The organism is Vibrio sp. 10N.286.52.C3, from assembly GCF_041468865.1.
Lineage (GTDB): Bacteria > Pseudomonadota > Gammaproteobacteria > Enterobacterales > Vibrionaceae > Vibrio > Vibrio crassostreae_C.
This window is the reverse complement of sequence record NZ_JBFRJM010000005.1, coordinates 49,657-75,300: the sequence shown is the minus strand read 5'-3', so window position 1 is coordinate 75,300 and position 25,644 is coordinate 49,657. Positions and strand designations below refer to the sequence as shown.

19 protein-coding genes are annotated in these 25,644 nt (G+C 45.5%); 6 read left to right on the top strand and 13 right to left on the bottom strand.

Annotation, left to right across the window (positions count from 1 at the left end; all coding sequences use genetic code 11):
• Positions 1-39: 39 nt before the first annotated feature.
• The 3 genes from AB4138_RS02740 to AB4138_RS02730 form a co-directional block, all read right to left on the bottom strand.
• Positions 40-1,173 (bottom strand): glycerate kinase, encoded by a 1,134-nt coding sequence (locus tag AB4138_RS02740; protein ID WP_017059424.1) that lies wholly within the window; start codon positions 1,171-1,173, stop codon positions 40-42.
• A gap of 16 nt (positions 1,174-1,189) precedes the next feature.
• A complete protein-coding gene (locus AB4138_RS02735) occupies positions 1,190-2,455 on the bottom strand; it encodes a GntP family permease (RefSeq protein ID WP_017059423.1) in 1,266 nt (421 codons plus the stop codon).
• Between the two features lie 127 nt (positions 2,456-2,582).
• Positions 2,583-3,737, bottom strand: coding sequence for a sugar diacid recognition domain-containing protein (locus AB4138_RS02730; RefSeq protein ID WP_017066809.1), 1,155 nt, complete (start codon positions 3,735-3,737; stop codon positions 2,583-2,585).
• A 131-nt stretch (positions 3,738-3,868) separates the two neighbouring features.
• Between AB4138_RS02730 and AB4138_RS02725 the strand changes: the two genes are divergently transcribed.
• The 6 genes from AB4138_RS02725 to AB4138_RS02700 all read left to right on the top strand — a co-directional run bounded on the left by AB4138_RS02725 (position 3,869) and on the right by AB4138_RS02700 (position 10,278).
• Complete coding sequence (locus AB4138_RS02725; RefSeq protein WP_019824378.1) at positions 3,869-4,237, top strand: YacL family protein; 369 nt, start codon at positions 3,869-3,871, stop codon at positions 4,235-4,237.
• A 238-nt stretch (positions 4,238-4,475) separates the two neighbouring features.
• Positions 4,476-4,814, top strand: a complete 339-nt coding sequence (gene glnK, locus AB4138_RS02720; RefSeq protein ID WP_004738200.1) for a P-II family nitrogen regulator — start codon at positions 4,476-4,478, stop codon at positions 4,812-4,814.
• 27 nt (positions 4,815-4,841) lie between these two features.
• Entirely contained in the window at positions 4,842-6,071 is a 1,230-nt protein-coding gene (locus AB4138_RS02715) for an ammonium transporter (RefSeq protein ID WP_017059420.1), read from the top strand.
• Between the two features lie 295 nt (positions 6,072-6,366).
• Complete coding sequence (locus AB4138_RS02710) at positions 6,367-7,380, top strand: Fe(3+) ABC transporter substrate-binding protein (protein ID WP_372304926.1); 1,014 nt, start codon at positions 6,367-6,369, stop codon at positions 7,378-7,380.
• A 244-nt stretch (positions 7,381-7,624) separates the two neighbouring features.
• Positions 7,625-9,250: an iron ABC transporter permease gene (locus AB4138_RS02705; RefSeq protein WP_017059418.1), complete on the top strand. Its 1,626-nt coding sequence runs from the start codon at positions 7,625-7,627 to the stop codon at positions 9,248-9,250.
• Complete coding sequence (locus AB4138_RS02700; RefSeq protein WP_065584918.1) at positions 9,250-10,278, top strand: ABC transporter ATP-binding protein; 1,029 nt, start codon at positions 9,250-9,252, stop codon at positions 10,276-10,278. The genes AB4138_RS02705 and AB4138_RS02700 overlap by 1 nt, the downstream gene beginning before the upstream one ends.
• 150 nt (positions 10,279-10,428) lie before the next feature.
• On the opposite strand, the gene AB4138_RS02695 is transcribed toward AB4138_RS02700, so the two are convergent.
• The 10 genes from AB4138_RS02695 to AB4138_RS02650 form a co-directional block, all read right to left on the bottom strand.
• Complete coding sequence (locus AB4138_RS02695; protein WP_371724358.1) at positions 10,429-11,841, bottom strand: phosphoglucomutase/phosphomannomutase family protein; 1,413 nt, start codon at positions 11,839-11,841, stop codon at positions 10,429-10,431.
• Positions 11,842-11,915: 74 nt separating this feature from the next.
• Positions 11,916-14,321, bottom strand: coding sequence for a GH36-type glycosyl hydrolase domain-containing protein (locus AB4138_RS02690; RefSeq protein ID WP_372304923.1), 2,406 nt, complete (start codon positions 14,319-14,321; stop codon positions 11,916-11,918).
• A gap of 127 nt (positions 14,322-14,448) precedes the next feature.
• Positions 14,449-16,410, bottom strand: a complete 1,962-nt coding sequence (locus AB4138_RS02685) for a beta-N-acetylhexosaminidase (protein ID WP_372304919.1) — start codon at positions 16,408-16,410, stop codon at positions 14,449-14,451.
• 12 nt (positions 16,411-16,422) lie between these two features.
• Complete coding sequence (locus AB4138_RS02680) at positions 16,423-17,307, bottom strand: N-acetylglucosamine kinase (protein WP_017066804.1); 885 nt, start codon at positions 17,305-17,307, stop codon at positions 16,423-16,425.
• A gap of 2 nt (positions 17,308-17,309) precedes the next feature.
• Positions 17,310-19,031 carry a glycoside hydrolase family 9 protein gene (locus AB4138_RS02675; RefSeq protein ID WP_017063263.1) on the bottom strand — a complete coding sequence of 574 codons (1,722 nt, stop codon included), beginning with the start codon at positions 19,029-19,031 and terminating at the stop codon, positions 17,310-17,312.
• 98 nt (positions 19,032-19,129) lie between these two features.
• Positions 19,130-20,125, bottom strand: coding sequence for an ABC transporter ATP-binding protein (locus AB4138_RS02670; protein WP_017059411.1), 996 nt, complete (start codon positions 20,123-20,125; stop codon positions 19,130-19,132).
• Positions 20,126-20,212: 87 nt separating this feature from the next.
• Positions 20,213-21,196 (bottom strand): ABC transporter ATP-binding protein, encoded by a 984-nt coding sequence (locus tag AB4138_RS02665; protein ID WP_017063265.1) that lies wholly within the window; start codon positions 21,194-21,196, stop codon positions 20,213-20,215.
• A 2-nt stretch (positions 21,197-21,198) separates the two neighbouring features.
• Complete coding sequence (locus AB4138_RS02660) at positions 21,199-22,224, bottom strand: ABC transporter permease (RefSeq protein ID WP_017056648.1); 1,026 nt, start codon at positions 22,222-22,224, stop codon at positions 21,199-21,201.
• 2 nt (positions 22,225-22,226) lie between these two features.
• Positions 22,227-23,213, bottom strand: a complete 987-nt coding sequence (locus AB4138_RS02655; protein WP_017059409.1) for an ABC transporter permease — start codon at positions 23,211-23,213, stop codon at positions 22,227-22,229.
• A gap of 169 nt (positions 23,214-23,382) precedes the next feature.
• Positions 23,383-25,065 (bottom strand): ABC transporter substrate-binding protein, encoded by a 1,683-nt coding sequence (locus AB4138_RS02650; RefSeq protein WP_017056650.1) that lies wholly within the window; start codon positions 25,063-25,065, stop codon positions 23,383-23,385.
• Positions 25,066-25,644: the final 579 nt, after the last annotated feature.

The window sequence follows — 25,644 nt, the reverse complement described above, 5'->3', positions numbered from 1 at the left end:
CATACAGCGAAAATTGCTTTTAGCTTACAGAGAGCTCGATTAGTGCTTAATCGTATACATTGCTGCAACATTGCGAGCAGTAAGTTCAATATTTTCAGCCGCTTCAGCCAAAGCTGTCGGCAAGTCTACTGAACGGTTCACTACCGCAAATACCGCGTCGATACCATGCTCATGAACCACACCACAATCACTGGCTAGACAGCCGGCAATACCGATGACAGGCAGTTTATGTTTTTTGGCTGTGCGAGCGACACCAATCGGTGTTTTGCCATGAATGGTTTGGCTATCAATGCGCCCCTCTCCTGTAATCACAAGATCAGCATCTGAGACTATTTCATCTAAATTGACGGCGTCCATTACGATGTTAATACCAGGGCGAAGCTCCGCATTTAACAGGCCAACAAGTGCCGCGCCTAGACCGCCTGCCGCGCCAGCACCAGGGAGATCAATGACATCGACGCCTAACTGGTTTTTCATGATACTGGCATAATGAGCAAGGTTAGCATCTAACAGCTCAACCATTTCTGGTGTTGCGCCTTTTTGCGGACCGAATACCTGTGATGCCCCTTTTGGTCCGCATAATGGATTATCGACATCACAAGCGACCTCTAAGCGTACGTTTTGTAGGCGTGGGTCGAGGTTGGTGAGATCAATGGTTGTCAGTTTTGACAGTTCACCACCACCAAACACCAGCTCGTGACCCTCTGCATCTAGCATACGAATGCCTAGCGCTTGAGCCATTCCTAAGCCACCATCATTGGTCGCACTACCACCAATGCCAATAATAATATGCTCAACACCTTTATCTAATACGGCTTTGATCAACTCACCCGTACCATAGGTAGTGGTTTTTAGTGGATTACGTTGTTCTGGAGAGACTAAATCTAGGCCGGAAGCGGCCGCCATTTCAATAATGGCAGTTTTACCGTCACCGAACATACCGTAGAAGCCTTCGACAATTTCACCTAATGGACCAATCACTGGATGTTGGATGATAGAGCCATTGGTCGCATCCACCAGAGATTGTACTGTGCCTTCACCACCATCAGCCATTGGTAATTTTACGTATTCGGCGTTTGGTATTAGCTGTTTAAAGCCATCTTCAATCGCTTGAGCAACGCCCATTGCTGATAGGCTTTCTTTATATGAGTCAGGAGCAATTACAATTTTCATTTTGATACCTTTAAACTTAAACAAACAGACCAAATACACCGAAGATCATTACTGAGACGAAGGCGATAACAAGACCGACCGCTGACTCATAAGGGATGAGTTTTAGACGTTCATGAATACTCATATGTACCGCACCACCCGTGGCATGGAAGAAGCTACCATGTGGCATATGGTCAAGTACTGTCGCACCAGAGTGGATCATTGCTGCGCCTGCGAGAGCTGGAACACCTAGCTCAAGAATGGTGCTGGCAAATACATTCGATGCCACTACTGTTCCGGCAGTTGTCGATGCGGTTGATAGTGCCATCAGTGCGCCAGAAAACGGAGCAAGTAAGTAAGAAGGCAGCCCAGACATCGTCAGCACTTCAATCAGATCAGCTTTTAGTCCTGAGTTAGCAATGATGCCTGCAATGGTTCCTGTGCCCAGTAGCATTACAGCAACCGGTGCCATACGTGACAAGCCTGAAACCGCAAAGCTATTGGCTTGTTTGAAGCGACCCATAGCCAGTGCACCCAGCAATCCACCCAAGGGTAATGCAATTAGAGGATCAACATTGATATCAGCGAGTGGTCGCAGCGCGAGTAGGGCAATAGCCACTAACGGTGCAACGATTGAAGAAGAAAAGCTTGGCAGTGAACTTTGATCCGCTTTGACCACTTCACTTTCCGCTACTTTTGAACCTTTATTGACGAGGCGCTTTGCCAAGAAGTAGGCGAAAAGCAGCCCAAATAGACCCGGAATCACGCCTGCAGCCATCACAGAGGTTAACGGAACATTGAACGCATCAGCCGCCGCAATGGCATTTGGGTTAGGCGACATGACATTACCTGCTTTACCGCCGCCCACCATCGCCAAAAGGATCGCGGTTTTAGAAAGGTCTGCGCGGCGAGCAATAGCCAGTGCAATAGGAGAAACCGTGATAACGGCCACATCAACGAAAACGCCAACAGCGGTTAAAATCATGGTCGCAATGGCAAGAGCAAGTAAGGCGCGAGTTTCGCCTACTTTTTTGATGATGGATTCTGCAATCGAGGTAGCCGCCCCTGATTCAATTAGTACGCCGGCCAACACACCAGCGGCGAGAATTCGCATCACTGAAGTGACGATCCCTTGGGCACCACCTATCATTAACTCAACGGTTTCGGTGAGAGAAACGCCGCCAACCACGCCGCCAACCAAAGCACCGATGATCATGCCGTAGGTGGGTGGCACTTTTTTAAGAATGAGCGCGATAGCAACAATCAATGCTGAAAGTGCGCCAAGAGTTGAAACTTCAATCATGTTCTATTTCCCAGATAACGATGTGTCATTTTCGGCAAATATAAAGATATAGGGTTGGTAAGTCTTTGTCATTCTCTACAAATAAGTGCTCAAATCGGTCCTTTTAAATTGTGCAGTTGCACATTTTTTAGCTCGACCAGTGGAATAGATTTATTGCAATGTAGAGTTGAAATAGATCGTCTATATTGTTGATATTTAATGATGTTATTTGGTTTATCTTGTCTGTTCGATAGCGTAGCGTATTGCGATGGATATGTAGTTCGTTACAGGTGAGAGCTGAATCACAGTTCTGCTTTAAATATGTCTTCAAAGTTTTGATCAGTATCCCTTTACTGTCCTGTTGTTGAAGATGTAGGTAAGACTGCTCCAGTTGCTCACGAATCCATGGATCTTGTAACAGGCTACTCATAATGGCCGGCAGTCGATAGTCTTGATAGAAAAACATGTCTCCGGGGCGGTTACCGACACTGCGCATAGTGAGCTCAGCGGTATCATATGAGCGTGCTAAACCAGAAAGTCCGGTAAAGTAATCCCCAAGCGCAATCTTGATTTGAAACTTAGCTTCTTTCTTTATTCTTTTGAGTAGCAATTTCACGCGCTTGGCTTCTGCATCCTTGGACCAGCTGTTCCCTATCAGGGTTATAGGCTTGAGTACCACCACTTCGTTTTGTGAAACAGACAAGATACCGACTAAATTATCGCGCTCGGGATATTCAAGTAAATGTACTAATTGCTGTAAGTTTTCCAATGAAGGCGCAGTGTCTCCTATCGGTAACACCTTGACGATGGCGGCAATCCGCGGTTGTGCAAGGTCGAGATCCAGACGCTGTGCGATGGATTGCAGTTGCATGTCATTAAGCGTGCTACCTCGGATTAATTGCAATACCAATTCTTCACGATGCCTCTTATTCCATTCTACTTGAGACATAAGTACAGCTTGTTCAACAATAAGCTCAGCGGTCATCTTCACCAGCTCACCAAAATGATGAACTTGCTGCAGTGTCCCAGAAACCCCAATCGCCCCAATGACATTATCCTGAAATAGAATCGGTAAATTAACTCCAGGCTTAACCCCTTTTAGGTGTTCGGCAGTGGCTTCGTCAATATTAACGACTCGTGATTCGGTGATGGCAAGTACCGCTCCTTCATGTTTTTGGTATAAGCGAGTAGGATCACTGGATCCAATAATGCGACCTTTATTATCCATCACATTAATCGAGTGTGGGATGATCTTCATGGTTCGTTCGACAATTTGTTTGGCAATCATTTCGTTCAACTGCATAGAGCCCTCCTCTTCATTGACTGTGTAGGTTGGATCGTAACGATAAATTCGTCAATACGCTCGTTTCTGACAAGACAATGGTATACTCAGAAATAGTATCGCTTGAGTATTAATGCAGTATAGGTTGAGTTATGGAGTTTGAATTTACTAGAAACACTCTAATGGGTGAATACTATGTGAAATGCAGCATGGGCCATGAGATTGTTGGCCGTTGGCTTCAAGAAGAGATCGGTAAAGATAAGCAAAAATTAGATCATGTGATGGCGTTGATTGAGCAATCTCGACAGGACTTGAGCAATGAAGTGACGTTGCTTGGCAAAGAGATTAGCCTTGCGATTAATGAAGACGAAGTAACGATTCAAGAAAACGTGTTAGCGCATGAGCAAGAGATGGAAGAGGGCAGTGAGTTCGACTTCTATAACTGTGAAAGCCAAGCAAGCTGTGGAATCGACGATTTCGAACTGCTCATCGAACGCTGGATGGATTTTTTAGGTTACTAGTCCTAAGACCTATTTGTTAGTCATTCAGAGCTTTGAAGGCTCCGTTGCCCAAAACTGGAGCAATAAGAGCATCGCGCATTAAGATAGTGAAAAGGCTGCACCATGTTGGTGCGGCCTTTTTCGTTATTACGACCTTATTATCTTCATCTTATTTAAAATCAAGCACTTAACTTTTTGGCACGCTACTTGGATTGTAATAAGAGAATTAACGGATTAAGTAAGAATTTAAGGAACGAATATGAAATTAATAAATGCCATTGTTAAGCCATTCAAATTAGACGATGTACGCGAAGCGCTCTCTGATGTGGGTATTGAAGGTATGACTGTTTCTGAAGTGAAAGGCTTTGGTCGTCAGAAGGGACATACTGAATTGTATCGTGGTGCAGAGTACCAAGTGGATTTCCTACCAAAGGTGAAGCTAGAGATTGCTACCCAAGCTGAGAATGTTGACCGAGTTGTTGAAGCGATTAGCCAAGCGGCACACACCGGAAAAATCGGCGACGGCAAAATTTTTGTGTATGACCTAAGCCAAGCCGTACGAATTCGTACTGGTGAAATGGATGCTGAAGCACTTTAAAGAATTACAAGGACTGGAGACTTTAATATGGAACTTACAACAACAGTAACGGAACTACGTTACGCACTAGACACTTTTTTCTTCCTCATTTCAGGTGCGTTGGTAATGTGGATGGCAGCAGGCTTCGCGATGTTAGAAGCTGGCCTAGTTCGTTCAAAGAACACCACAGAAATTTTAACTAAGAACATCTGTTTGTACGCAATTGCTTGTACTGCTTTCTTAGTGGTTGGTTACAACATCATGTATGTCGACAACGGTGAAGGCGGTTGGTTGCCATCATTTGGTACTCTAATTGGTACACAAGGTGAAGGCGCAGACCACTCTCTAGAATCAGACTTCTTCTTCCAGGTAGTATTCGTTGCAACAGCAATGTCTGTAGTATCTGGTGCGGTTGCTGAGCGTATGAAGCTTTGGTCATTCCTAATCTTCTCTGTAGTACTAACAGCGTTCATTTACCCTGTTGAAGGTTATTGGACTTGGGGCGGTGGTTTCCTATCAGAAGCGGGTTTCAGTGACTTCGCAGGTTCAGGTATCGTACACATGGCTGGTGCAGCAGCAGCGTTAGCTGGTGTTCTACTACTCGGTGCTCGTAAAGGTAAATACGGTAAGAACGGTGAAATCTACCCGATTCCTGGTTCAAACATGCCACTTGCAACGCTAGGTACATTTATCCTTTGGTTCGGTTGGTTCGGTTTCAACGGCGGTTCTCAACTGATGGTTTCGGATTTTGAGAACGCAACAGCAGTAGGTCAAATCTTCCTTAACACCAACGCAGCAGCAGCAGCAGGCGCAATTGCAGCACTACTAGTATGTAAAACAACTTGGGGTAAAGCAGACCTAACAATGATTCTTAACGGCGCGTTAGCTGGCCTAGTAGCAATCACTGCAGACCCTCTATCACCATCACCTCTATTTGCTGTAGCGATTGGTTCGGTATCTGGTGCATTGGTTGTATTCAGCATCATCGCTCTAGACAAAGCTAAGATTGATGATCCAGTAGGTGCTATCTCTGTACACGGTGTATGTGGTTTCTTCGGTCTAATGGCTGTGCCACTAAGCAACGCTGATGCAACGTTTGGTGCTCAGCTAATGGGTGCAGCAGTCATCTTTGCATGGGTATTCGGTGCTAGCCTAGCAGTATGGGCGGTGCTTAAAGCAACAATCGGTATCCGAGTAACGGAAGATGAAGAACTTGAAGGTATGGACATGCACGATTGTGGTGTCGGCGCTTACCCTGAGTTTGTATCAGTAAAATAATCAACAGTCGTCGCCTAATCTGAATGGGTTAGGTTGGACAAAGAAAGCCCCGCAACTCTTGTTGCGGGGCTTTGTTGTATTTACGGTTGCACAATATATAAACACGAACGTTGAAGTTAGGCTCATTGTTTAAGAGGAACGACAAGACACAAAGTTGAAATGGTTTGTTACAAAAGTGAGAGTTTGAATGGTCTGAGTAGACGGATTTTTTGTTGGTCGTCATTGTAATTATGTTAATGATGAATATAATAACGCAACTGATAGACATTATCATTTCGATATAAAGGATTTTACAATGAAGAAACTGCTAACACTTTCAGCTCTAGCGTGTGGTGTAATTGCCCCGACAGCAATGGCTGCGGAAGAAGTAAACGTATACTCTTACCGTCAACCTTTCCTAGTTGAACCAATGTTCAAGGAATTCACAAAAGAGACTGGCATTAAAGTAAACGTTAAGTTTGCTAAAAAAGGTTTAGCAGAAAAGTTAGCTCAAGAAGGCGAATACAGCCCTGCAGACGTAGTGTTAACTGTAGATATCAGCCGTCTATCTGAATTAACTAAACAAGGTCTAGTTCAATCTGTAGAGAGCGATGTACTTGAAAAGAACATCCCAGCTCAATACCAAGATACAGATAACGAGTGGTTCGCTCTAACAACTCGTACACGTAGCGTTTATTCTTCACGTGACCGTGTTGGTCGTCTAGGTGAAGAGTTCACTTACGAAGATCTAACTAAGCCTGAATTTAAAGGCAAAATCTGTACTCGTAGTGGTAAGCACCCATACAATGTTTCTCTAGTATCTTCGATGATTGCTCACAAAGGTGAAGCTGAAACGAAAGAATGGCTAGAAGGCGTAAAAGCTAACCTAGCACGCAAGCCTCAAGGTAACGATCGTGCACAAGTTAAAGCGATTAAAGAAGGCCTATGTGATGTTGCTCTTGGTAACAGCTACTACCTAGGCAAGATGGTTAACGATAAAGAGCAAAAAGCTTGGGCTGACGCTGTTTACATTAACTTCCCTAACCAAGAGACTACAGGTACTCACGTAAACATCTCTGGTATGGCAATGGCTAAATACTCTCCAAATGAAGAGAATGCCGTTAAGCTGATGGAATTCCTATCTGGTGACACAGCACAAAGCATGTACGCAGAAGTGAACTACGAATACCCAGTGAAAGCAGACGTTAAACCTTCTGAGCTTGTTGCTTCATGGGGCGAGTTCAAAGCGGATACTATTTCTCTAGACGAAATTGCAAACCACCACGCGGCTGCAATCAAGCTATTAGACGAAGTTAAGTTCGATCTATAATTTATTACGGTAGGCTTCGGCCTAAGTAAAATGACAACCTCAAGTCGCCATTTTGGCTACTTGGGGTTGTTTGTTATTGGAAAATCACTTTTTGATACAAAGCACCCCGTTGATCCCTTGAGTTATTAGCATCTCACCTTGAAGTCATTAGAGTATATGGGTATAAATAACCCCACCATTAAAAGGATATGAGATGTATTTGCAAATGCATTTGTGTTTCATTAAGCCTCTTTGTAGTTAGGCGATGAAAGAAAAGAATTATTTATGGAACACCAGTAGCGGCATTATTGCTGTATTACTGGTCTTACCGATCTTAGCGATTTTTACGACGGCTGTTGGAGAAACAGATGAGCTATTTTCTCATCTGATGTCCACAGTGATGCCTACCTATGCCTACAATACGGTGGTTTTAGTCATAGGAACCATGTTCCTGTCTTTAGTTTTTGGTATTCCGTCGGCTTGGGTTATGGCAATGTGCCGTGTTCCGGGAGAGCGTGTTTTGCAGTGGGCACTCGTCCTGCCATTAGCAATGCCAGGCTATATTGTTGGCTATATCTTTACCGATTGGTTCGACTTTGCCGGCCCTGTTCAGGTTCTACTGCGAGATCTTACTGGGTGGGGACCCGGTGAGTATTGGTTCCCAGATATTAGAACCTTATCCGGCGCTATTATTGTTCTGTCTCTCGTTCTCTATCCTTATGTTTACTTGCTGTGCCGCGCCGCATTTATGGAGCAAAACGTCTCCTTACTGCAATCCGCTCGGTTGCTAAAATGCTCGCCTTGGGAAAGCTTCCGTCGTATCTCCTTACCACTTGTTCGTCCATCAATGGCGGTCGGTTTATCGCTTGTTGCTATGGAGACCATCGGTGACTTTGGTACCGTGAGTTACTTTGCGGTAAATACTTTAACGACTGCGGTTTATGATACTTGGCTAGGCTACTCAAGCTTAACGGCAGCTGCGAAAATATCGGCAATCATGCTGGTTATCGTGATCCTACTGTTGAGCTCAGAGCGATACAGTCGCCGTAAGCAGAAGCTATTCCAGAATCAGTTCAGCAGCCGCGAAGATTTTCGTTACGACCTTTCTGGTTGGAAAAAATGGCTGGCACTATTCTGGTGCTGGGGATTAGTTTGCGTTGCGTTCTTATTCCCTCTTGGCCAGCTCATTATTTACGCCTACAAATATTTTGCTCAAAGCTGGACCCCTGAATTCAGAGAATATGCCATCAACAGCCTTTACGTTTCGGTAGCTGCTGCGATTATTGGCGTGATTATCGCGATGATTGTTAACTTTAATCAACGCGTTAGTCCGAGTAAGAAAAATCAGGCTTATATGCGTCTCGCTTCGATGGGCTATGCCGTTCCAGGCACCGTGTTAGCGATTGGGGTGATGGTACCTGTTTTGTTCATGGATCACTTGGTCAATGACATTGCGAAAGTGATGGAGTGGGGGCGACCTGGTTTGATCTTCTCTGGCTCCATGTTCGCGCTAATTTTTGCCATGGTCGTACGTTTCTCTGCAGTGGCAATTGGCAGTATTGAAAGCAGCTTGAGTAAAGTATCCCCTTCATTGGATATGGCCTCAAAAACCATGGGTTGCAATACCAATCAGATGTTACGCCGTGTTCATTTACCTTTGATTAAACGTGGCGCATTGATCGCTGGCTTACTGGTGTTTATCGAATCAATGAAAGAGTTGAATGCGGCCTTGCTGCTGCGTCCTTTCAACTTCGAGACATTGGCGACTTATGTTTATAACTATGCCTCAGATGAGCACCTAGAATTGGCGGCGATGCCTGCTGTATTATTGGTGTTGGTGGGTTTAATTCCTCTGATCATCGTAAACCGTTCCTTGGAGCAGAAAAACTAATGAGTTGTGCATTATCAATTAAAGATCTGACTTGTAAGTATGAGTCGCAAACCATTTTGGAAGCGCTCTCGTTAGAAGTTGAGCATGGTGAAATTGTTTGTCTTCTTGGTGCGAGTGGCTGCGGTAAAACGACCTTACTGAAGGCGATTGCAGGCTTACTTCCATTAAGTAGCGGTGTGATGAGTTTGAACTGTCAAACCATTGATGATGGCGAGAATTGGTTGCCACCAGAGCAGCGTAACATTGGTATGATTTTCCAAGATTACGCCCTGTTTCCGCATCTGACGGTAAACCAGAATGTCGGCTTTGGCTTGAAAGACCTTTCTGAGCAGCAAAAGAAAGACAAAGTTCAAGAGATGCTGGAGCTGGTTCACTTAGGTGAGTTCGGTGACCGCTACCCACATCAACTTTCAGGTGGTCAACAGCAGCGTGTCGCTATTGCTCGTTCTTTGGCGTACAAGCCAGACTTGCTACTGTTAGATGAACCATTCTCAAACATCGATACTCAGGTTCGTCATGAGCTGATTTCTCAGATTCGCAAGATTTTTAAGAAGCAGGGTGTTACAGCTATCTTCGTAACTCACAGCCGTGAAGAAGCGTTCGCATTTGCAGATAAAATGGCAGTAATGAACCATGGTGTGATTGAGCAGTATGGTTCGGCATCTGAGTTGTATTTCCATCCTTCAAGTAAGTTTGTTGCAGACTTTTTGGGTGGCGGTAGCTACCTCAATGCACAGCGTATTTCGGAGCATGAATTTGAAACCAGTTTGGGTATGGTTGAAGCCAAACCGCAAACGGAGATTGAGTTCGGCAATACATGTGAGCTTCTGCTAAGGCCCCAGCATATCCAAGCAAGTTACGAGCAAGATAGTGCTATTTCGGTGCTAGAACAGCAATTTATGGGTGATCACTGTCGTTATGTAATCGAAGCGCATGGTCAGAAGTTATTAGCAACCTCGTCAGAAGCACTTGAAGTGGGTATGCCGGTCAACGTAAAAGTCGATACCAAAGGCGTATTGGCTTTTTAAAGAGATATAACGCGATACTAATCGTTACAAGAATCGCGATAAAAAAGCCCAGCACTTTAATCAAAGTACTGGGCAAGAGTTCTTCACTTATAGGCTTTAACAAGGCAGTGATTTGTTAAGTCCCATACAAAACTGCTGCACTCTATAAGCCTATAGAGAGAGGAAGTCTTTCACTTTTTGAAGAACACGTTCTGCAGTGTCTTTATCTTCCATTTCTGCGAAGATTCGTAGTAACGGCTCTGTTCCTGAGAAGCGAGCAATCACCCAGCCGCCATTCTTGAAGTACACCTTGGCACCATCTTCATAGCTTACTTTTTCAATTTCGTATTCAAATTCAGGCAGTTGCTTCTCGACGTAGATCTTAGTGTAAAGCGCTTCTTTCTCTGAAGGTTTAAACTTACAATCGCCTTCTGCGGTGTAGGCATAGCCATATTTAGAGTAAATCTCATCAAGTAATTCAGACAGCTTCTTGCCTGTCACACTGATCATCTCAACCAGTAAGCTTGAAGCAAATACGCCATCCTTACCTTTGATATGACCACGAATGGTTAAACCCCCCGAACTTTCGCCGCCAATCAGAGAGTCATCGGCCTCCATTTGTGAGCTGATGTGCTTAAAGCCTACAGGAACCTCAAAGCTCTTCTCACCATGATCCGCCGCGACTTTATCCAGTAGATGTGTGGTTGCGATGTTACGAACGACAGAGCCCTTCCAACCTTTGTATTCCAGCAAGTAGTAGTAAAGTAGGAGTAGTACTTCGTTAGGATGAATGAAGTGACCTTTCTCATCGATGATTCCCAAACGGTCGGCATCGCCATCAGTACCAATACCAATGTCATAGCCTTCTGCTGCAACTAAGTGCTTCAAGCGATAGAGCGTTGCTGCGCTAGGAGAAGGCATTAGGCCACCGAAGTCTGGGTTTTTACCATCGTTGATTACGTCGACATCACAACGACCGTTGATAAGAACCGTTTGCAGAGCGTTTTTCGCCACACCAAACATTGGGTCGATCAGCACGCGTAGATTCGCTTTCTTAATCGATTCAATATCGATGGCATTAATGATGGAATCAACAAAGGCGTTCATCGGGTTGATGATTTCGATCTCTTTGTCATTCAACGCTTGCTCGAAATCGACACGAATAATATCTTCGTTGGTCAGTGTTGCGATTTGCTGTTCGATCTTCTCTGTGATGATCTCATCAGCATCACGGCCACCTTCAATGAATACCTTGATGCCATTGTAATCGGCTGGGTTGTGAGAGGCGGTAATACACGCCGAGTAGGTGCATCCCATCTCTTTTGCTTGGAACATCACGATAGGAGTTGGAACAAACTTATCGATGAAGCTTACTTTGATGTTGTTCGCCGCAAGTACTTCTGCAAACCAACATGCGGCTTTATCGGAAAGGAAACGACGGTCATAGCCGATCACAAACCCATTCTTGGCTGCATCTTCGTTGTTGATGATGTTAGCGAGTGCTTGCGCTACCAAACGGACGTTTTCTCTAGTGAACTCCTCACCAATGAAAGCGCGCCAGCCACCTGTACCAAATTTAATCATTAGAAAATCCTTTTAGTCTCATTGTCTCAAGCCTGTAAAGACTTGAGACAAGAGCTGTTCGTTAAATTGCGTGACTAGCCTAGAACAACGACAACATCGTTCACGCTGCCTTCTGCTTGTACTGGGATAGCGCCTTCAACTGATTCACCATTGATAGTGATAGAGGCAACGCCTTTGCTTACTGCATTCGGGTTTTGCACTGTGATGTTGTAAGTTGCGCCACGCCATTGACGAGTAACCTCGAATTCTGGCCAATCAGTCGGGATACAAGGATCAACCGTTAAGCCTTCAAAGCCTGTACGAACACCAAGAATGAAGTTGGTTACCGCGAAGTAAGCCCAACCAGAGGTACCGGTTAACCAAGGGTGGTTTGCACGGCCGTGGTCTTGGTGATCTTTACCCATGATGAACTGCACGTACGAGTATGGTTCTGCGTAACGCGTTTCAATCATGTCGTTTTGGTTGTATGGGTTCAGTGCGTCATAGAATTTCATCGCACGGTCACCACGGCCTAGTTTCGCTTCTGCTACCCAGGCCCATGGGTTAGGGTGAGAGAAGATTGCGCCGTTCTCTTTTACGCCTTGGTAAACGCGAGTTACGAAGCCGATATCATCGTTTGGTGTTGCAAATGATGGAGAGTTTAGGTGTAGGCCGTATTCAGAGAATAGGTTCTCATCGACTGCGTCCATCGCTTTCTCACCGCGTTCTTGAGATACCGCACCAGATAGAACCGCGAGCGTGTTTGACTCAAGGTGCACACGACCTTCAGCTTGTTGTGCTGTACCGATCTTGTCGCCATTTTTAGTCAGACCACGGATGTACCAGCCACCTTCGTCATCCCAAAGATGCGTTTCACATGCTTCGCGAACGTTAGCAGCCATTTCAGTGTATTTCGCAACGTCAGCATCGTTATTACGGAACTTAGCAAGATCTAGGAATTCTTGTAGCGCCCAGAAGTGTAGGAATGAAACCATTGAAGATTCACCACCACCTAGGTTCAAACAGTCATTCCAGTCAGCTCGAAGACCTTTACAGATACCCGTTTGACCCACGTATTCAGCAGAGAAGTTCAGTGCCGCTTTCATGTGTTCATAAACTGTCGCCTCGCCACCGTCTGCGTATGGAATCACTTCATCGAAGAAGTCGTGCTCACCGGTTTCCATTACGTATTTGATAATGGTCGGAACGATCCATAGGTGGTCATCAGAACATGTGTCTTCAATGCCGTGGATCTTGTCGTCATCTGACGGTGTTGGAACAACTGTTGGTGATTTTGATGGCTCAACGTCGGCTTTCTCTGGATCGAACCAGTCAGGATCGAACAAGTGTAGACCGTAGCCCGCTTTCACTTGGCCGCGAAGCAGGTCGATAATACGTTTCTTGGTCATTTGTGGGTTGGCATGGGGTACTGAAATAGCATCTTGAGCCGTATCACGGTAACCAAGACCAGTACGACCGCCAACTTCGATGAATGATGCAAAGCGTGACCAAACCACACAGGTTTCCGCTTGGTATAGCGTCCACGTGTTGATCATTGTGTCTAAGCCTTCGTTTGGCGACTTAACTTGGAATTTGTTGCAACGCTCGTCCCAGTGATTTTTGATGCCTTGGAAAGCGGCGTCTACGTTTGCTGTGTCTTGGTACTTCTCACGTAGGCGTTCACCGTTGCCTTTACCGATACCGAGTACATACGCAAAGCGAACTTCTTCACCGGGTTGAATCGTAAATTGCTTGTGCAGAGAACCACAATGGTTGTAACAAGTTTGAGCGCTGTTAGAACACTTACCGTTTTCAACCGCAATTGGATTTGCTTCATCACGGTACATACCAAGGAAGTTGTCACGTTGGCCATCGTAGCTGTCTGGTGAGAAAGTTGAAGCTAGGTAGTAGAAGCCTTCAAAGTCGTTAGTGTTGTAGTACAGGTCGTATTCCAGAACACCTTCTTGGTAAGACGTGCCCGCAGAGTACAAAGACATCTGATGGTTTTGATTGTCTGATTGAATATGGCTGAAAGAGAACTCAACAAACGAGAAAGTGCTGATAGTACGTGGCTTGTCAGTGTTGTTCTTTAATACAACGTCCCAAACTTCTGCATCTTCACCCTTAGGTACGAATAGCGTCTTGGTTGCGGTAATGCCGCTGTATTCACATTTGAATTTTGAGTATGACAGGCCGTGACGAACTTCGTAGTTCGCTTCATCTAGGCTCTTTGCCACTGGTTGCCAAGAGATAGACCAGTAATCACCTGTCTCATCATCACGCAGGTACACATAGTGTCCAGGACGGTCAAAGGTGCCGTTTGGACGGAACTTAGTAACACGGTTGTATTCCGGAGAATTGTAGAACGAGTAACCGCCCGCATTGTGCGAAATCACGGTACAAAACTTTTCAGTACCTAGGTAGTTTGTCCAAGGTGCTGGTACATCAGGGCGAGTGATGACGTATTCGCGATTGTCGTTATCGAAATAGCCGTATTTCATTGTCATTTCCTTTTTAACAAACTGCATCTATGCAGCTAATTTTTAAATAGTGATGCTGAGTCGTATCTAACTGAGCACCTTAATTTGAGTCAGCAACCACTCGATATGAGTGTCGCTTTGGTTTGTTTTATTGAGCTTTCCAAGGGTTGCGATAATCAACATTGAGTTTGTCGAGTAATGGCAGATGCCCCTTTAGGCGAGATAGGTAATCTAGCCAGTTTCGGTTGTTTTTATGTGTCCAACATCCTTCAGCTAAAGCGCTAATTCTTGGGAATACCATGTAATCCATACGCTTTTGGTTGGTGACGATCTCACACCATAGAGCACACTGAATTCCGCGGATCCGCTTACGAATTGGGTCGGTGTCGGATACCTCAGCAAGTGCTTCGTAGGTATAAGCTTGTTCTAATGGGATAACGGCAGCCCAATCTACGCCCGGTTCTTCCGGTGCATAATCTTGGGTCATGTCGAGATAGGTAAACTGTGCAGGTTGCAACACCACATCAAAGCCTTGGCGAGCGCAATTGACAGCCGCTTCTTCACTGAGCCATGAGTAGATGATGGTCTCTTTACTCACTTTGTCGCCGTGCTGTGCTTCTTCCCAGCCGACCATGCGTTTGCCGAGTTGCTTAAGCTTGTTTTCGGCATAGCGGAATAGGTGGCCTTGTAGGTCTTTGCTGTCTTGGTACTGGTGTTCTTTCATCAATGCTTGAGCAGCAGGGCTGTTGGTCCACACACCGGGTGGCACTTCGTCTGCACCCATGTGAATCAATTCGCTCGGGAATAGCTCTGCGACTTCTTCAATAACTGCATCTAGAAATTGGTAAGTACCGGGCAAACCTGGGTTTAGTACATTGTCGTTGTAGTGCTGAATGCTCTTGTATTGAGTGGTATCCGCTTGCTCTACCAGCATGTCAGGCAGTGATTTGATTGCGGCACGGCAGTGTCCCGGAATATCGATCTCTGGGATCACCGTGATGCTGCGTTGCTCTGCGTATTCAATGACTTCGCGAATCTGTCGTTGTGTGTAGAAGCCGCCATAGTTGTCCGCAATGTGGGTATATTGCGGCTCTAGTGCATGATCAGGGCCACGCCAAGCGCCAATTTCTGTTAGCTGTGGCAGGCTCTTTATCTCAATTCTCCAACCTTCATCGTCAGTTAGGTGCCAATGAAATACGTTGAACTTGTAGTGCGCCAGTTGATTGATTAAACGCTTCACTTGCTCTACTGAGTGGAAGTGACGAGCGCAGTCCAACATCATGCCGCGGTACTTAAAGCGCGGTTGGTCGGCTATCTTGCAACATGGTAGAGAGAAGTTCTCTGCGTCCAGTTGTTGAACTAGTTGAATCAAGCTTGCCACAGCGTGTGTAAAGCCCGACTGGCTGCCTGATTCAGCAATAATCTGTTGTGCAGTGATGGTCAGTTTGTATTCGGCTTCATCTAACGTCGGGTTGCTGCGAAATAGAATGTTGCCGCTTTCGTCTTTTGAAAGTTCAGCTGAAAGCGCGGTCGAAAGAGACAGCTCAAAGGTCGAGAGCAACTCTTGCTGGAACCAAGAGACTGCCTTATCAGCAAGATGAGATTGAACCTCAATTCTGCAGTCGTTATTTAGCGCGAAGTTACTTAGCGCGAAACTACCTTGCTGAAATTCGATCTGATTAGGCTGAGGAATCAATGCAATCTCAGCAGCGTTAACTTCAGGTATTTGATTGCGTTCACGGTATGGCGAAGCCAGTACTATGGGTGATATCGCGACAGGCAGTACCGATGTTTCCCCATTATGATGTGACTGGATAAAGGCATCGTTAAGGCCATCAGAATAGAAGCGGAATGGTGCGCTTTGAATACTGAATTCAAGGTAGTAATGGTTGTTGGCCTTTAACACTGACGAACTTGGTGTGAATGAGCAAAAGCTGCCAACTTGAGTCAGCTCTCCTTGCGATAAACTCTCTGGAAGGATGAAACGATCAAATGCAAAGTGCAGAGACCAATCTTTTACGTCGAGGTCACTTAAGTTATGTACCGTAAGGCCAAATCGGCAGTTATTTTTTTGTTCAGAAAGAACAGCTAAGTCGATGCGATAATTCATATAACTTCCCTGCTAAGCCTGTTGATACAAGTTGTGTTGTGGTTTTCCGGCAAACATCAATGCGCCTTCAATAGCGTCGAATTGAGGTTTAACGATCCATTGTTGTACTGGTGGTGATAGCCAGTTGAGAATACGCTCAGCGATACTTCCCATTAAGCACACCTTGTCAGCGCCTTTTCGATGCAGTGCTAAGACAAACATTTCGATATCAGCCGCGGTTTGCTTGAGCATATCGATAGCCAGTTCGTCACCTTCGTTAGCGAGTTGAAAAATAACTGGTGAGAATTGACCGTAATCCTTTGGAATAGCACCTTTTGACCATTCGACAATGGCATCCACATCATTATTAAAGTGATTCATCACATGTAGAGTCAGCGGGGTTTTGTTGCGAATACCGTCTTCTGCAAGCAAGACTTGTTGAATCAAACGTAAGCCCATGACTGCGCCGCCGCCTTGATCTGAAATCGGAAATTCACGACCGCCAACCACATATTGCTCACCGTCTTTTAGGAAGATACCGCAAGAACCCGTACCACCGATCATGATTGCGCCGTCTTGGCCATTGTGAGCACCAATGCAAGCGCCATAAGCGTCGGTATTTAGTGTCATGCTTGCGAAAGGGTGTGGTTGAGCCATGAAGTCGAACCATGCTGATTTTTGCTCAGCGCCAGCCAGCGCTAGGCCAACATGCATATTTGAAAAATGGTCTGAGTTGAGTTGCCCTTGTTGTGCCGCTTTTGTGATGGCATCAATAATTGAGCTCATCGCAACATCAACACCCAAAAGGATGTTGCCACTGCCACTTTTCGCTTCACCAATCAGTTTGCCTTGAGCGTCACGAATACGAGCACGACAAGAAGTACCACCACCATCAATACCGACGTAGTAAAGAGTCATTATTATTGCTCCTTACGCTGAGCTAAGAAGTTGAACTGTGCAGCGGTTGCTAATAAGAACCACGCACCATGAGGGATCCATTGCTCACCCCAGCGCCAGTTTTGAAGCATGTCATCTTTTTGTGCTGGTGGATTGAACGCAATGTCTTGTTCATCTTCAAAACCAGCTGTGATGCCATTACAGATACCGCCTTTCGCATTGAAGAACCCAAGCTGAGGTAGGTAGTCTGGGTTGTTATGGCCATGACCATCGAGCATGCACATGTGGTATGGGTTGAGGCCCAAGATCCAATCAAGGCTATTTTGTGAAAGCTGGATTAAGCGCTCTTGAAGTTCGCTATCTTTAATGTGCGGTTGAACTAGGTAAGCCATGGTTGCGAGTGAGCCAAGGCGTGCGTTCTCGCCTTGCCACCAGTAACCGGTTTCGTTCTGTTGAGCGACGAAGAAGGCATCACGTTTATCACCATCGACAGATTTAACGTATTGTCTTGGATAGCCAAATGGGTTGGTGACTTTGTCGGTGATGTTGATTTCGAACTGACAAGCTTGTTCAACAACTGTGCGCGCCTGTTCTTTTAATTCAGCATCGGTTTCGTTGTCGATGTATTCACATAGTGCAATCACAGGAAGACCGGCTTCAGCTGCGTGAAAGTATGGACGAGAGCCATCAGAGTTTGCCGACCAGAAGTGCTCAAATGAATCATCGGATTGCTGACGAGAGATTAAACGAGTCGCCCAAGTTCTTGCTTCTGATAGGTATTGCTGGTCTTGTGTTACGCGATACAGCTCATTGGCTGCGAGTAGGGCGCAATACTCATCGATGATGTTCTCTTCACCATCGTTTAGATACTGGAGGTTGTACTCTTTTAGATGCCAGTAACCCTTAACCGCCATTTCAAGGTATGTGTGGCTCGAGTAGCTGCCAGAGATTTCAAGCTCAGAAGCTGCGGCTAATGCTGCGATAGCAACACCTGCACCTTGTCGGTAGCCCGCTTGTAAGTCCGTTGATTTATGACCTTCTTGAGTCGCATAAGCGCAGATATCGCGTTGGTTGATATCTTTGCTCCATTTGTCGAATACCGTCATATAGAAGTATCCGTCAGCGTCTTGCATACGCACTAAGAAGTCGGCACCGAACAGAGCCTCTTCCGTTAGACGAGTCATGGAGAATTTCGGGAAGTCTGGGTTATGGCCAGTCAAGCGTACGCTTTTTAGCATGTTCCAAACGACCATCGGAATTTGTTGTGGGTTTAGGTAGTTACCATAAGACAGGTGGCTAAAATACTTACTGACATCACCTGATGCGTCATACCATCCACCGTGGACATCGACGTATCGGTCGGTACCTAGAATTTGTGCTTGTCGATCTTTTTTGTCGAAAATCCCGCCACAGCGTTGTGACTTAAAGTAATGAAGCACATCAGAAAACGTGTGGTTCATTAATAGGTTGCTACCAATCTCAAATACTTCTGAACGCAGGTTGTCAAAACGTAGGTAGTAGCGACCAGATTCAGTGACTGAACTGAAATCAATAGTGAAGAATTGCCCTTGATGCCAATTTGCTACGCGGCCTTGTTTAACCACATCAAAATTTCCGACAGTCATATGGTTGTCAGCACAGACGAGTAGAGCCGTAGTGCTTGATAGGCGAGCTTTCTTAGTTTGTAGGATAGCTTGCTTCGGGCCTGTGGACTCATAGCCAATATGGTTGGTCAATAACAGCATCAATATTCTCCGACAGTCCTAGTTTCTATTGGCTAGGTACTTGAATGTTTTGGATATAAATAGTTAGGGTCCGAAGACCCTAACTTGGGTTTTATTGCTTAGCTTTCGTGTAGGTAACAGCGCACAAAGTGGTTATCAGCGAGTTGCGTAACCCCTGGTAGCTGCTCTTTGCACTTATCCATTGCGTGAGTACATCGGCCTGCAAATGGGCAGCCTGCTGATACTGGTGTCCACAGAGGAATCTCACCTTTGTTGCCTGCAAGTTGCTCGTGGATCGACTTCTTAGGATCTGGAACGGCCGAAACAAGCAATTGGGTGTATGGGTGCTGAGGGTTAGCAATCACGTCATCGGTATCTCCCCATTCCACCATGTGTCCCACGTACATCACCGAAAGGTCTTCAGCGATGTAACGAGCGGTTGCGATATCGTGAGTGATGTAAAGCAGAGACATTTGCTTCTCGAACTTCATCTCTTCCATTAGGTTCAAAACACCGGCACGAATCGATACATCAAGCATTGAAGTTGGCTCATCGGCTAGTACAACTTCGGCACCTACCGCGATGTTGCGGGCTAGGTTGACACGTTGACGCTGACCACCAGACAGTTGGTGAGGGTATTTCTTCGCCGTCTCTTTTGGCGGAATGAGACCTACTTGCTCTAAAAGATCGTAAACGCGTTCTTCTAGCTCTTTCTTGTTGCCCGGAGATACTTTCTTGTGGATCAACAGTGGTCGAGCAATGTGGTGGAAGATATTGTGCGTTGGGTTCAATGAACCAAACGGGTCTTGCCATACCATCTGCACGCCTTCACGGTAGTGCATAAGATCTTTTCTGCTTGAGATCTCTTGGATATCACGACCTTTGTATTCGATCGTGCCGCCTGAAGGTGCGTACATTTTTGCGATCATTTTTGCGGTTGTTGATTTGCCTGAACCAGACTCACCAACCACTGCTAGGCCACGGCTTTTGTACATCTTGAATGACACGTCGTTAATCGCACGCATCATTGGGGTTTGAATGGTGGTACTGCTTATTGGGAAGTCTTTTACGACATTCTTGCCTTCTACCAATAATTGACCGAAATCTTTGCTCATAATTGTCTCCAGAATCCTTATTCGCTTTGCTTGTTTTTAGGCGGTCGAGCCGCCTTGTTCGTTATTCACGCTGAGTCAGCGTGCAAGCTATAGCTTCCTTTGTACTATTGGGTCACCGTACAGGTGGCAGTTAGACAAATGTCCCGGGTCGATAGAACGCAGCTTGGTTGGCACCTTGGTACACTTTTCATGTACACGGTCACAACGAGCTTGGAAACGACACCCTTCAGGGATCTCTAACAGGTTCAGAGGGTTACCCGGAATACCTGCTAACTTTGTCTTTGGCCCTGTCAGTGGAGGGAAAGAACTTCCCAACCCTTTGGTGTAAGGGTGGTAAGGGTTTTCTAGAATATCTTGAGAGTTAGCTACTTCGATTAGCTCACCTGAGTACATGATGCCGATGCGGTCAGAGAACTCGACCATCAATGACAAGTCATGGGTGATGAACAGAATCGAGAAGCCAAACTCTTCTTTCAGTGCATAGATCTTTTGTAGGATTTCGCGTTGCACAACCACATCAAGTGCGGTTGTCGGCTCATCCATAATGATCAGCTTTGGATTCAGTGCTAACGCGATAGCGATAACTAAGCGCTGACGCATGCCGCCAGAGAATTGGTGAGGGTAATCACTCAATCGGCTCGGGTGAATATCTACGATTTCAAGTAGACCTTCAGCACGTTGTTTAGCTTGCTCACGAGTCATGTTGGTGTGACGCATGATTACGTCACAGAACTGCTCTTCCATCGGTAGTACTGGGTTGAGTGCGTTCATCGCGCTCTGAAATACCATCGACATCTCGCTCCAACGGAACGACTGCATACGGTCATCACTGTATTCAAGGATGTTCTCACCGTTGAAGATAACCTCACCACCACTGATGTAAGCGGGCGGCTTATGAAGACGCATAAGAGAGAAAGCGACCGTTGATTTACCACAGCCAGATTCACCAGCTAGGCCGAAGACTTCACCTGGAGCGATGTCGAAACTTACGTTGTTACACGCACGAACATCGCCAGACTCTGTGATGTAATCCACGCATAAGTTGCGGATAGAAATTAGTGGTTCAGACATGATTATTTATCTCCGCTCCAAAGTGCATTTTGTGGTGGTAGTTCTGGTTCACGTTCTTCTTTGTCTTGAGCTGCTAGTTTCTTCCAACGCTTCATGCCTTTGTGAGAACGCAGTTGCGGGTTAGCAATTTCATCGACCGCGAAGTTAAGTAGAGCAAGGCCAGTTACAAGTAGTGTCAGTGCGATACAAGGAGCCAGCAGTTCCCACCAAGCGCCAATCAGCATTGATGAAGAGGTTTGAACGTTGTAAAGCATGATGCCCCAGCTGATTGTGTTCGGGTCACCAAGACCTAGGAACGAGATGGTTGCTTCCATCATGATTGCGTACATCACCGAACCGATGAAGCTTGCGCCAACGATAGAGATAAGGTTTGGCAGAATCTCTACGAAGATGATGCGGAATGAAGATTCACCCAAAACTTCAGCGGCTTTTACAAACTCTTTTTCACGCAGTGCTAAGGTTTGGGAGCGAACAACACGGGCACCCCAAGCCCAAGACATAAAGCCGATAACCAAGGTTATGGTGAGTGGCCCTGCCTCACCGATAAAGGCTGCTACTACGAACAGTAATGGGTATTGAGGGATTACCAGCATGATGTTCATTGCGGCTGTTAGAACGTCATCGACACGGCCACCGAAGTAACCTGCAGAAACACCAATAACAGTTGCGAGTAAACATACGGTTAGACCCGCACCAAAACCTACAGCAAGAGATACGCGTGCGCCGTATACCACTTGAGACCAAACGTCACGACCCATACGAGTTGTACCTAGTACGTGGTCTGCCTTTTTAGACATGATCAATGTACGACGGTCGTCTGCTAGATTTTGAGCAACCCAGCCATCAGGGTTAGTTTGTGCAGACTTCACCACGAAACCAGGATATTCGTGTGGGTTACCTGTACGCTTGTCTGGTACATGTTTGGTGATTAATGGAGCTGCAATCGCGCCAAGAATAAAAATACTTAGGATGATGACGCCTGTTAGGGCCATCGGGTTACGCCAAATGAGTTTTAAAAAGTCTTTCATGATTATTTACCACCCTTACGAAGACGAGGGTCAAGAACAACGTAAAGCATGTCTGCAACTAGGTTAAAGAACAGCATGAATAGCGTCATGATAAGCAGCTGACCTTGCAGTACTTGGTAGTCACGAGCGTTAATTGCGTTGAAAAGTACGCTGCCAAGACCTGGGTAGTTAAAGATGATTTCGATAATTAACTGACCGCCGATTGCCATACCTAGCGACATTGACAGGGCTGTCACACTAGGTAGCATCGCGTTACGAGCTGCGTAGTTGAATACCACTCGGTTTTCGCTCAGGCCTTTGCCTTTCGCCATGGTGATGTAGTCTTCGGCTAATAGGTTGATCATGTTGTTACGCATGTTTACTAGGAAGCCACCAATTTGAACAACAGAAGCACAGAACAGTGGTAAGAAGGCGTGGTAAGCGACATCTTTAATGAATGCCCAGCTTGTCCAATCAGGTATAGTACCAGCGGTGTAGGCATACCCTGTTGGGAACCACTTCAAGCCAATTGCAAAGGTAAATAGTGCAATCATCGCGATAACAACTTGAGGAACGGCTTGTAGAATCAGCATCCCTGGCGTTACGAAGGCATCGTACTTACTGCCGCGTTTCCACGCTGCGAAAATACCTAGGATTGAACCAATCGAGAAAGAAAGAATAACTGCGGTGCCGGCTAAGAAAAGCGACCAACCGAATGCTCCACCCAACAGTGTGTTTACAGAAAGTGGGTAGAATTGAATTGATGTACCAAGTTCCCAGCTAAGAATGTTCTTCATGTACGCCACGTATTGAACTAAGTAGCCACCATCAACGAAGCCTAATAGTTCTTTCATTGCAGCAATACGCTCTGGAGTAACTTGTACAGAAGCGTTCGCAAACATCATGGTAACTGGGTCACCAGGCATTGCTCTTGGAATAATAAAGTTTAACGTCGCAGCAACTAATAGCGCGACAAAATAAAATGACAAACGTCTTAAAAAATAACCCATAACTCACACCTTACTCACCCAGATTGTTTCCCTGTTTCTGGATTCAGGTCGCTCCTAGCGAAATTTGGAACGAAAAACCCCCTGACGACTAGCGCCATACTTTCAATTGAGAGTGTGGGGATTTTTATAAGCGGCGTAAGAGGTTACGCCGCAAGGATTGAACGATTACTTATTTAACTGGTTTTAGGTCCAGTACATGAAGTAGACGCTCTGGAATACCAGCCCAAATGTTTGGACGGCCTTTTGGATTTTCTTCGTTCCACCAACCAGTGAAGCGAGTTGTGTTGTATTGGTACATGTAAGCACCAGACATCACAGGGATTGTCACTTGGTCTGCAGCGATGATTTGCTGGATACCGTGTGCAATGTCTAGCTGCTCGTTCTTATCAGCTGTTTTGTAGAAGCTGTTTAGAAGACCATCTAGCTTGTCGTTTTTGTAGAAGTGCATTGCGAAACGAGGCATACCATCACCAGATTGTAGTGATGAGTTGTAAGCACTGTTCCAGTACGTGTATGGATCCGCACCGTGGAAGTAGTTTGTGTATGCTACGTCGTATGTACCTTCAAGCATTGCTTGGTTGTAAACAGAGAAGTCAGGTGTACGAGCTTTTGCTTTAATACCGATTTCGTTTAGCTGTTCTACCGCTAGTTGAACTGTGTTGTTGAAGTCAGTCCAGCCGTTTGGCGATTGAATCATTAGTTCGAAAGACTTGCCTGATGGAGTGTCAACAAAACCATCTTTGTTTACATCTTTGAAGCCAGCGTCAGCAAGAAGCTTCTTCGCGCCTTCAGCGTTGTAAGTGTTGAAGCCTTTGTACTTGTCATGAGTTTTTTCATCAGACCAAGCTTCAAACGCGTAGCCAAGACCCGATGCGAAATCGTTTACAGTACCGCCACCGTAGAATGCGATGTCGATGATAGTTTGACGGTCAAGAGCCATAGAGAAAGCACGACGGAAGTCAACGTTGCTCAATGCTTCATGCTTCGCAGCATCAGGATGCTTGAAGTTAACGATGAATGCCTGTGTACCTGCTGGCGGGTACCAGTAGTGGTGTTTAGGGCTAGCTGCTGCGTATGTACGATCGATATCTGGAACGAAAGAAGACGTCCAGTCCATTTCACTGTTTACAACTTTACCTAGGAATTGGTCGTTGTTCGCAATTTGTGGAACACGTAGACAGTCAACATCTAGGTTGTCTGCATCCCAGTAGTTCGGGTTTGCACACTGGATGTATAGCTGCGCTGTAAACGTATCGATTTCTGTAAATGGACCAGAACCTACCGGGTTCTCATTGGTAAACGTTGATGGATCTTTAACGTCTTTCCAGATGTGCTTAGGTACTACAGGTACTTTAGCAATCTCGTAAGGTACGTTTGAGTTTGCTTCTGTTAGTGTGAACTTAACTTGGTTGTCGTTCAGTTTTTCTACAGAAGTTACCCAAGAGTTGATACCAGATTGGTCAAGCTCTGGCTTCTCTTTTACAAGGTTGAAAGAAAAAACAACATCATCAGCAGAGAAAGTTTCTCCGTCAGACCATTTAACACCCTTACGAATGTCGAAAACAACGCTCATCAGATCATCTGACATCTTGAAGTTTTCAGCTAGACGGAACACTGGAGTGTTACCGTGCATTTCGTTAAATACTACTAGCGGCTCATACATGAAGTCAGTTGTAGTATGTAGGTTAGTAGCACCAAGGTACGGGTTAAAGTTACGTACGAATGTAGTGTACTCTTTCGGGTGAACGGTCAGTTCACTGCGTTCTGCAGCGGTTGCTACTGATGCAAAACCTGTTGTAGCAGTTGCAATAATTGCTGTTGCTATTGCTGTTTTTTTTATATTGGCAAGCATAGCTGTTCCTTACTATTTGCTTTCATTTCACTAATGGATTGAATGTTATCTGTCGCTAAATTGTTTAGTAGATACACACTCTGGTTAAAGGCCTACCTCTTCTTCGTTGCTCCAGATTCATCGTTGATTCTGAGAAGTGGTAAGAGTGGCCTGTAGGCCTTTGGCAGGAGTAAGAAAACACCTTATCGATGAATTAATCAAACTCGTTTCCCGTCAAAAACGTTAAAAACACACAACCCCACGTCATTAACGTCAAAATAGGTTGCTTTGGTGGTTTTTTGTACGCAATTGTTAAAGTGATGTGACTCGCATTTGGTTTTGAGGTTCTTGCAGGTTGTAAGTGGCCACTAACTTTAAAGGCTTTTTATTATAATGCATTACCCTACGTTGGTATAATTGTAGATCTCGGTCACTTGCCAGTTTTACGTTAAATTTCCCTAGAAAATTAAATCTGCCGTTCTGTTGTGACTCGCTTCTCAAACTGCAACAAAGAGTCAGGTAACGGTCAGATATGATTGAGAATAGAACGAAAAGTACTGACGGTTACCAGCACGCACTGTGAGTAATTAGCGTGAATTT

What these genes read in the sequence shown, in the direction of transcription:
- AB4138_RS02740 (WP_017059424.1), bottom strand. Translation starts at nt 1,173, where the DNA reads ATGAAAATTGTAATTGCTCCTGACTCATATAAAGAAAGCCTATCAGCA.
- AB4138_RS02735 (WP_017059423.1), bottom strand. Translation starts at nt 2,455, where the DNA reads ATGATTGAAGTTTCAACTCTTGGCGCACTTTCAGCATTGATTGTTGCT.
- AB4138_RS02730 (WP_017066809.1), bottom strand. Translation starts at nt 3,737, where the DNA reads ATGCAGTTGAACGAAATGATTGCCAAACAAATTGTCGAACGAACCATG.
- AB4138_RS02725 (WP_019824378.1), top strand. Translation starts at nt 3,869, where the DNA reads ATGGAGTTTGAATTTACTAGAAACACTCTAATGGGTGAATACTATGTG.
- glnK (WP_004738200.1), top strand. Translation starts at nt 4,476, where the DNA reads ATGAAATTAATAAATGCCATTGTTAAGCCATTCAAATTAGACGATGTA.
- AB4138_RS02715 (WP_017059420.1), top strand. Translation starts at nt 4,842, where the DNA reads ATGGAACTTACAACAACAGTAACGGAACTACGTTACGCACTAGACACT.
- AB4138_RS02710 (WP_372304926.1), top strand. Translation starts at nt 6,367, where the DNA reads ATGAAGAAACTGCTAACACTTTCAGCTCTAGCGTGTGGTGTAATTGCC.
- AB4138_RS02705 (WP_017059418.1), top strand. Translation starts at nt 7,625, where the DNA reads ATGAAAGAAAAGAATTATTTATGGAACACCAGTAGCGGCATTATTGCT.
- AB4138_RS02700 (WP_065584918.1), top strand. Translation starts at nt 9,250, where the DNA reads ATGAGTTGTGCATTATCAATTAAAGATCTGACTTGTAAGTATGAGTCG.
- AB4138_RS02695 (WP_371724358.1), bottom strand. Translation starts at nt 11,841, where the DNA reads ATGATTAAATTTGGTACAGGTGGCTGGCGCGCTTTCATTGGTGAGGAG.
- AB4138_RS02690 (WP_372304923.1), bottom strand. Translation starts at nt 14,321, where the DNA reads ATGAAATACGGCTATTTCGATAACGACAATCGCGAATACGTCATCACT.
- AB4138_RS02685 (WP_372304919.1), bottom strand. Translation starts at nt 16,410, where the DNA reads ATGAATTATCGCATCGACTTAGCTGTTCTTTCTGAACAAAAAAATAAC.
- AB4138_RS02680 (WP_017066804.1), bottom strand. Translation starts at nt 17,307, where the DNA reads ATGACTCTTTACTACGTCGGTATTGATGGTGGTGGTACTTCTTGTCGT.
- AB4138_RS02675 (WP_017063263.1), bottom strand. Translation starts at nt 19,031, where the DNA reads ATGCTGTTATTGACCAACCATATTGGCTATGAGTCCACAGGCCCGAAG.
- AB4138_RS02670 (WP_017059411.1), bottom strand. Translation starts at nt 20,125, where the DNA reads ATGAGCAAAGATTTCGGTCAATTATTGGTAGAAGGCAAGAATGTCGTA.
- AB4138_RS02665 (WP_017063265.1), bottom strand. Translation starts at nt 21,196, where the DNA reads ATGTCTGAACCACTAATTTCTATCCGCAACTTATGCGTGGATTACATC.
- AB4138_RS02660 (WP_017056648.1), bottom strand. Translation starts at nt 22,224, where the DNA reads ATGAAAGACTTTTTAAAACTCATTTGGCGTAACCCGATGGCCCTAACA.
- AB4138_RS02655 (WP_017059409.1), bottom strand. Translation starts at nt 23,213, where the DNA reads ATGGGTTATTTTTTAAGACGTTTGTCATTTTATTTTGTCGCGCTATTA.
- AB4138_RS02650 (WP_017056650.1), bottom strand. Translation starts at nt 25,065, where the DNA reads ATGCTTGCCAATATAAAAAAAACAGCAATAGCAACAGCAATTATTGCA.